Here is a 6,315-nt window from a genome sequence, read left to right on the forward strand (position 1 = left end):
AGGCATCTATTCAGAAACCCAGCTTCGAAAGAGGCTGGGTTTCGCCGTTTGGGCCTCCCGTGTAGCGAAGCGCCGCCCGCCGGATGGCCGGCCCGAATGTCAGGCACTATGCCAAAAAACCCCGAGTTCCTGAGAGCTCGGGGTTTTTCTTTATCCGATCAATGCGTTTCCGTGTAAGCGGCAGTTCGATAGAATGGTTTTTTTCCCGATTAGGGCACAGGGCATGACCATTGGTGACCTCATCCGGTTGCTGAGCGACGGTAAGTTTCACTCCGGCGAGCAACTGGGGGAACGGCTGGGCGTATCTCGCACCGCGGTCTGGAAGCAGCTGAAGAAGCTCGAGGGGATGGATATCGCTCTGGAGGCGGTCAAGGGCCAGGGCTATCGTCTCGCCAAGCCGCTTGAGCTGCTCGATGGCGGGCAGATCGTGGCCGGCCTGTCGCGGCAGGGCCGCCAGCATCTTGCCAGGCTCTTCGTCGAGGAGACGTTGCCTTCAAGCAATGAGTTCATGCGCCGTCGTTTCGACCAGGGGGCAGGCCACGGTGAGGTCTGCCTGGTGGAGCAGCAGAGCGCGGGTCGAGGACGTCGAGGGCGTGCGTGGTCGACCCCCTGGGGACGTGCGCTCATGCTATCGGTCGGATGGCGGTTCGAATCCGGTGTGGTGGCGCTGGAGGGGCTGAGCCTGGCGGTGGGCGTTGCTCTGGCCAGGGTGCTCGAGCGCCATGGTGTCGCACCTCGGCTAAAATGGCCCAATGACGTATTGCTGGCAGGTGACGAGGGCTCTTTGGGCAAGCTCGCCGGGATCCTTGTGGAGATCAGTGGGGATACGACAGGTCCTTGTGAAGTCGTGGTGGGCATGGGGATCAACTTCGATCTGCCAGACAGTTTCCGAGCGAAGATCGAGCAGAGAGTGGCGGCAGTTCACGATCAGGCTCCATCCCTTTCCCGAAATCGGCTGGCAGCGGAGCTGCTGGACGAGCTCATGCCGCTTTTGGCGGGGTACGAGAAGAGTGGTTTTGCCGTCTGGCAGGACGAGTGGAACGAGCGACACGCCTTCGAGGGCAGCGAAGTGGAGGTGCTCCGTGGGCAGCAGAGGCTCCTGGCGACAGCCGAGAGCGTCGATGCGTCGGGCAATCTCTGGATTCGAAGCGAGAACGGGCGTGAGCGCCTGGGGGGTGGTGAGATCAGCTTGCGTGGTCGTCTATGATCCTTGACCTGGATATCGGCAACACGCTCTCCAAGTGGCGATTGAAGGACGCCGACAGCAGCGAAATACGCTCCCGAGGCGCTGTCTGGACCCGGGAGGAGTGGAAGCCGGGCTCCGATATTCCCGATCTGGATGTGGTGGAAGCGGTGCGTATATCGAGCGTTGCCCGCCAGGCAGTGCTCGAGCAGACCGTGGCACTGCTGCAGAGTCGCGTACGTGGTGTTCATGTCGCTCGTTCGACGCCGGAGGCGCTAGGTGTCGTCAACGGCTACGAGGAACCTCATCGTCTGGGTGTCGATCGCTGGATGGGAGTGCTTGCTGGGTACCAGTTGGCGGGGGGGTGCTGTGCCGTCGACTGCGGGAGTGCCATTACCATCGATTTCGTGCTGCCGGGCGGGCGTCATCTGGGCGGCTATATCGTGCCTGGATTGAGGCTGATGAAGGAGAGTCTCAAGCTGGGCACGCGAAACGTGGCGATTGATCCCGATAGTGAGGCGGAAGAGCTGCTGCTTCCCGGGCGTCGCACCGTTGAGGCCGTCAATCATGGGATCTACCTGGCGGCTGTAAGTGCCGTCAATCGCATCTATGCCGAAGTCTGCGACCGAGAAGGAGTTGCCCTGCCGATGCTGCTGACCGGTGGCGATGCGCGAGTCGTGGCGCGTGGCGTGCACTCGCCCCATGCCGTATGGCCCGACATGGTCTATGGCGGGCTCGAGGCTTGCTTCCCACTCACCGCGGCCGAACGGGCCGGGCGCCTGTCGGGAGCGCCGCGCATTCCCGCCCCGGCGGGGTTGGAAAAAATCAGGGCAGGCCTTGCATTCTCCATGCTGCTTTGACACAATGCAGCGCGTTCCAAGGGCAATGGCTTTGCCATTAGGCCCATGTCAGAGGCAAGTGGCTGAAAATTAAGCACTTGACAAGCCTTTGGCAGGCGGTAGAATGGTCCGCCATCTGGAGGGGTTCCCGAGTGGCCAAAGGGAGCAGACTGTAAATCTGCCGCGAAAGCTTCGAAGGTTCGAATCCTTCCCCCTCCACCAGATTGTCCACTCAGGGCGTTGGTCTTGGTTGGAAAAGTGGTTAGGCGGGCATAGTTCAATGGTAGAACCTCAGCCTTCCAAGCTGATGGTGCGGGTTCGATTCCCGCTGCCCGCTCCAGGCATTTGTCAGTCACTGGCAGCTGCTGGAAAAGGTTGCGCTCATGTAGCTCAGGGGTAGAGCACACCCTTGGTAAGGGTGAGGTCGACGGTTCAAATCCGTCCATGAGCTCCATTGCAGAAAGGCGAGCCTGGGCTCGCCTTTCTTTTCTTCACGGCGTCAGTTCGCCGGGAAGGGTTGCCAGTCGGCGGTACATCCGCTATCATGGCGCCCGCTGTTGTGCAAGCTTGCCTGCAAAGGGGTGCTGCATACCAGGTACAGGCCAGTAGCTCAATTGGCAGAGCAGCGGTCTCCAAAACCGCAGGTTGGGGGTTCGATTCCCTCCTGGCCTGCCAACCTTCCCCAGGTTGGCTTCTTCATACGAACATACTCGATTGCCGCACCCTGAGGAGTCTCGTTTTCATGAAACACAACGCCGAGGTGCAGGAGTCGCGCCACGACGGGCTCAAGTGGGCGGTTGTCGTCACGCTGGTCACATTGGCCGTGGTGGGGAACACCTATTTCGCCGATCAGGCGCTCCTCTATCGTGTGCTTGGCGTCGTGGTGCTGTGCGTTGCCGCGGCGGCGATTGCACTGACTACCGCCAGAGGGCGCGATCTTGCCGAGCTGGCCAAGAACGCAAAGAAAGAGATTCAACGTGTGGTGTGGCCGACCCGTCCCGAGACGGTGCAGACGACCGCTATCGTGCTGGTGGCCGTTCTGATCGTCGGGCTGATGCTGTGGCTGATCGACACCCTTCTTAGCTGGGCCATGTCCGGCGTCATCGGTTAGGAGTCTTCATGTCCAAGCGTTGGTACGTCGTTCACGCCTACTCCGGCTTCGAGAAGCATGTCATGCGCTCCCTCAAGGAGCGCGTGAAGATGTATGGCATGGAGGAGCGCTTCGGCGAGATCCTGGTGCCGACCGAAGAGGTCGTCGAGGTGCGAGACGGCAAGCGCCGCAAGAGCGAGCGCAAGTTCTATCCCGGCTACGTGCTGGTCGAGATGGAAATGGACGATGCGACCTGGCACCTGGTCAATGAGACGCCCCGCGTGATGGGGTTCATTGGCGGTACCAAGGAGAAGCCTGCGCCGATCACCCAGAAGGAAGCCGATGCCATCCTGCATCGAGTGAAGGACGGTACCGACAAGCCGCGCCCCAAGACCATGTTCGAGCCGGGGCAGTCCGTGCGGGTCGTCGATGGTCCCTTCGCCGACTTCAATGGTGTGGTGGAAGAGGTCAATTACGACAAGAGCCGCCTGCAGGTCAGCGTGCTGATTTTCGGCAGGGCGACGCCGGTCGAGCTCGAATTCTCTCAGGTCGAGAAAGAGTAACGTCTCTCGATCGCAAGTTTGCTGTGCGGCCACTTCGGTGGCCGTTTAACCCGGGGAGCCGCAAGGCGCTACTACCCAACTGGAGTACATCATGGCCAAGAAAGTCCAGGCTTACATCAAGCTGCAGGTTGCAGCCGGTAAGGCCAATCCGAGTCCGCCCGTGGGCCCCGCGCTGGGTCAGCACGGCGTGAACATCATGGAATTCTGCAAGGCGTTCAACGCCGCGACGCAGGAAATCGAGCCGGGTCTCCCGACTCCCGTGGTGATCACCGTCTATTCCGATCGCAGCTTTACCTTCATCACCAAGACGCCGCCCGCGGCCGTCCTGCTGAAGAAGGCGGCTGGCATCAAGTCCGGTTCCGGTGAGCCGAACAAGAAGAAGGTCGGTACCGTGACTCGCGAGCAGCTTGAAGAGATCGCCAAGACCAAGGAGCCGGATCTGACGGCTGCCGATCTCGACGCCGCAGTGCGTACCATTGCCGGTAGTGCCCGTAGTATGGGCCTCAACGTGGAGGGTCTCTGATCATGGCCAAGCTTTCCAAGCGTGCTCAGACGATTCGCGAGAAGGTCGACGCCACCAAGGCTTACAGCCTGGAAGAAGCCGTGGCCCTGCTTGCCGAGCTCTCTACCGTCAAGTTCAAGGAGTCGCTGGACGTCGCCATCAATCTGGGCGTCGATCCGCGTAAATCCGACCAGGTGGTGCGTGGCGCTACCGTGATGCCCAATGGAACCGGCAAGGACGTCCGCGTCGCCGTGTTCACCCAGGGTGCCAGTGCCGATGCCGCCAAAGAAGCCGGTGCCGATATCGTCGGCATGGAAGATCTGGCCGAGCAGGTCAAGAAAGGCCAGCTCGACTTCGATGTGGTCATCGCTTCTCCGGACGCCATGCGTGTGGTCGGCCAGCTGGGCCAGATTCTCGGTCCGCGCGGCCTGATGCCGAACCCCAAGGTCGGTACCGTGACCCCGGACGTCGCCACTGCGGTCAAGAATGCCAAGGCCGGTCAGGTGCGCTTCCGTACCGACAAGAACGGTATCATTCATACCACACTGGGTAAGGTCGATTTCGAAGCCGATGCCATCCGGGGCAACCTGGAAGCGCTGGTCGCCGACCTCAAGCGTCTCAAGCCGAGCACGTCCAAGGGTATTTATTTCAAGAAGGTCACCCTGTCCACTACCATGGGCCCGGGTCTGACCATCGATCACTCTGCCTTCGCCTGAGGCGTACGCAGAGCGTAGCGTAGCAATAACTTTGCGGTCCCCTGTCCTGTCAGCAGGTTCTTGGGGCACCGTCAAAGACCGCAGGTGCCGCCCTCTTTCGAGTGGGCGGCTTAATCTCCCCTAGGGATGCCTGCGCAGATGGTGTGGCCGCCAGTAAGCTGGTGAGCACCATCACCCAGGACTTCCGTCGATGCCTGGCACTGACGGAAGAGATGGTAACCACCGGAGTCCGCTATGCGGTTCCGGCACGAAGGAGTGATCACTGTGCCACTAGCACTCGAAGGCAAGAAGGCGATCGTTGCCGAGGTCAGTGAAGCTGCCAAGAGCGCACTCTCCGTCGTTGTTGCCGATTCTCGTGGCGTTACGGTCGAGAAGATGACCGGTCTGCGTAAGCAGGCGCGCGAGAATGGCGTCCAGCTGCGTGTTGTTCGCAACACCCTGGCACGTCGCGCCCTCTCTGGCACTCAGTGGGAGTGTCTGAGCGAGAGCTTCGTCGGTCCGACTCTGCTTGCATTTTCCACCGAGCACCCGGGCGCTGCCGCCCGTCTGTTCAAGGATTTTGCCAAGGACGAGAAGAACTTCGAAGTCAAGGCGCTGGCCTACGAAGGCGAGCTGATTGCGGCAAGCGACATCGACCGTCTGGCGACCCTGCCGACTTATGACGAGGCCATCGCCAAGCTGATGTCCGTCATGAAGGAAGCTTCCGCCGGTAAGCTGGTTCGTACTCTGGCCGCCCTGCGCGACCAGAAGCAGGAAGAGGCCGCCTGATCGGCGAACTCATTGCTGCAGCCTGAATCGAACACTGAATAGAGCGCTCGGTGCGCCGAGGCTCCCGCAAAGTTAGGAATATCGAAATGGCACTGACCAAAGAAGACATCATCAACGCCGTCGCCGACATGTCCGTCATGGAAGTTGTCGAGCTGATCGAAGCGATGGAAGAGAAGTTCGGCGTTTCTGCCGCTGCCGCCGTCATGGCTGGCCCGGCTGCCGGTGGCGAAGCCGCCGCCGAAGAGCAGACTGAATTCGACCTGGTGCTGACCAGCGCTGGCGACAAGAAGGTCAACGTGATCAAGGCCGTTCGCGAGATCACCGGTCTGGGCCTGAAGGAAGCCAAGGGTGCCGTCGATGGCGCGCCGGCGACCATCAAAGAAGCCATGCCGAAGGAAGAGGCCGAAGCGGCCAAGAAGAAGCTGGAAGAAGCCGGCGCGTCTGTGGAACTCAAGTAATCCCTTGGTTTCCATGGCTTCACGCGCTGCGTAAGCTTCCATGGCTGGTGGCGGGCCCTCCCGCTGCCGGCCTTTTTCTGTTGCACTAGCGCCTTGCTGACGCAGCGTCGCTAGAAGAATCCCGACGGCGAGCTACCTTTTTGGAGCTTGCCGTCAGCGCCTGGCGGGGGCAACCCCGTCGGGTGGCGCCGACCAC

Annotated in this window: 8 protein-coding genes and 4 tRNA genes; all 12 read left to right on the forward strand. The window is 61.0% G+C overall.

What is annotated here, in order from left to right; genetic code table 11:
- Window positions 1–223 precede the first annotated feature (223 nt).
- The 12 genes from AC2VNO_RS17395 (at window position 224) to rplL (ending at window position 6,119) form a co-directional block, all read left to right on the forward strand.
- Entirely contained in the window at window positions 224–1,207 is a 984-nt protein-coding gene (locus AC2VNO_RS17395; protein WP_486935315.1) for a biotin--[acetyl-CoA-carboxylase] ligase, read from the forward strand.
- Entirely contained in the window at window positions 1,204–2,043 is an 840-nt protein-coding gene (locus AC2VNO_RS17400; protein WP_486935316.1) for a type III pantothenate kinase, read from the forward strand. Before AC2VNO_RS17395 ends, AC2VNO_RS17400 begins: the two co-directional genes overlap by 4 nt.
- Before the next feature lie 117 nt (window positions 2,044–2,160).
- Window positions 2,161–2,244: transfer RNA gene (locus tag AC2VNO_RS17405), tRNA-Tyr, on the forward strand.
- Window positions 2,245–2,288: 44 nt separating this feature from the next.
- A tRNA-Gly gene (locus AC2VNO_RS17410) sits at window positions 2,289–2,362 on the forward strand.
- A 39-nt stretch (window positions 2,363–2,401) separates the two neighbouring features.
- A tRNA-Thr gene (locus tag AC2VNO_RS17415) sits at window positions 2,402–2,476 on the forward strand.
- A gap of 145 nt (window positions 2,477–2,621) precedes the next feature.
- Window positions 2,622–2,697, forward strand: a tRNA-Trp gene (locus AC2VNO_RS17420).
- A gap of 67 nt (window positions 2,698–2,764) precedes the next feature.
- Complete coding sequence (gene secE, locus AC2VNO_RS17425) at window positions 2,765–3,133, forward strand: preprotein translocase subunit SecE (protein ID WP_228574956.1); 369 nt, start codon at window positions 2,765–2,767, stop codon at window positions 3,131–3,133.
- Between the two features lie 8 nt (window positions 3,134–3,141).
- Window positions 3,142–3,675 carry a transcription termination/antitermination protein NusG gene (gene nusG / locus AC2VNO_RS17430; protein ID WP_228574953.1) on the forward strand — a complete coding sequence of 178 codons (534 nt, stop codon included), beginning with the start codon at window positions 3,142–3,144 and terminating at the stop codon, window positions 3,673–3,675.
- 91 nt (window positions 3,676–3,766) lie between these two features.
- The gene (gene rplK, locus AC2VNO_RS17435) at window positions 3,767–4,198 is read left to right on the forward strand and encodes a 50S ribosomal protein L11 (protein ID WP_043514686.1); all 432 of its coding nucleotides are present in this window, start codon (window positions 3,767–3,769) and stop codon (window positions 4,196–4,198) included.
- Between the two features lie 2 nt (window positions 4,199–4,200).
- A complete protein-coding gene (rplA, locus tag AC2VNO_RS17440; protein WP_228574951.1) occupies window positions 4,201–4,893 on the forward strand; it encodes a 50S ribosomal protein L1 in 693 nt (230 codons plus the stop codon).
- Between the two features lie 264 nt (window positions 4,894–5,157).
- Window positions 5,158–5,661 (forward strand): 50S ribosomal protein L10, encoded by a 504-nt coding sequence (rplJ, locus tag AC2VNO_RS17445; protein WP_228574949.1) that lies wholly within the window; start codon window positions 5,158–5,160, stop codon window positions 5,659–5,661.
- Between the two features lie 86 nt (window positions 5,662–5,747).
- Complete coding sequence (gene rplL / locus AC2VNO_RS17450; RefSeq protein WP_228574947.1) at window positions 5,748–6,119, forward strand: 50S ribosomal protein L7/L12; 372 nt, start codon at window positions 5,748–5,750, stop codon at window positions 6,117–6,119.
- Window positions 6,120–6,315: the final 196 nt, after the last annotated feature.

Source organism: Halomonas sp. TH-94, from assembly GCF_057473365.1.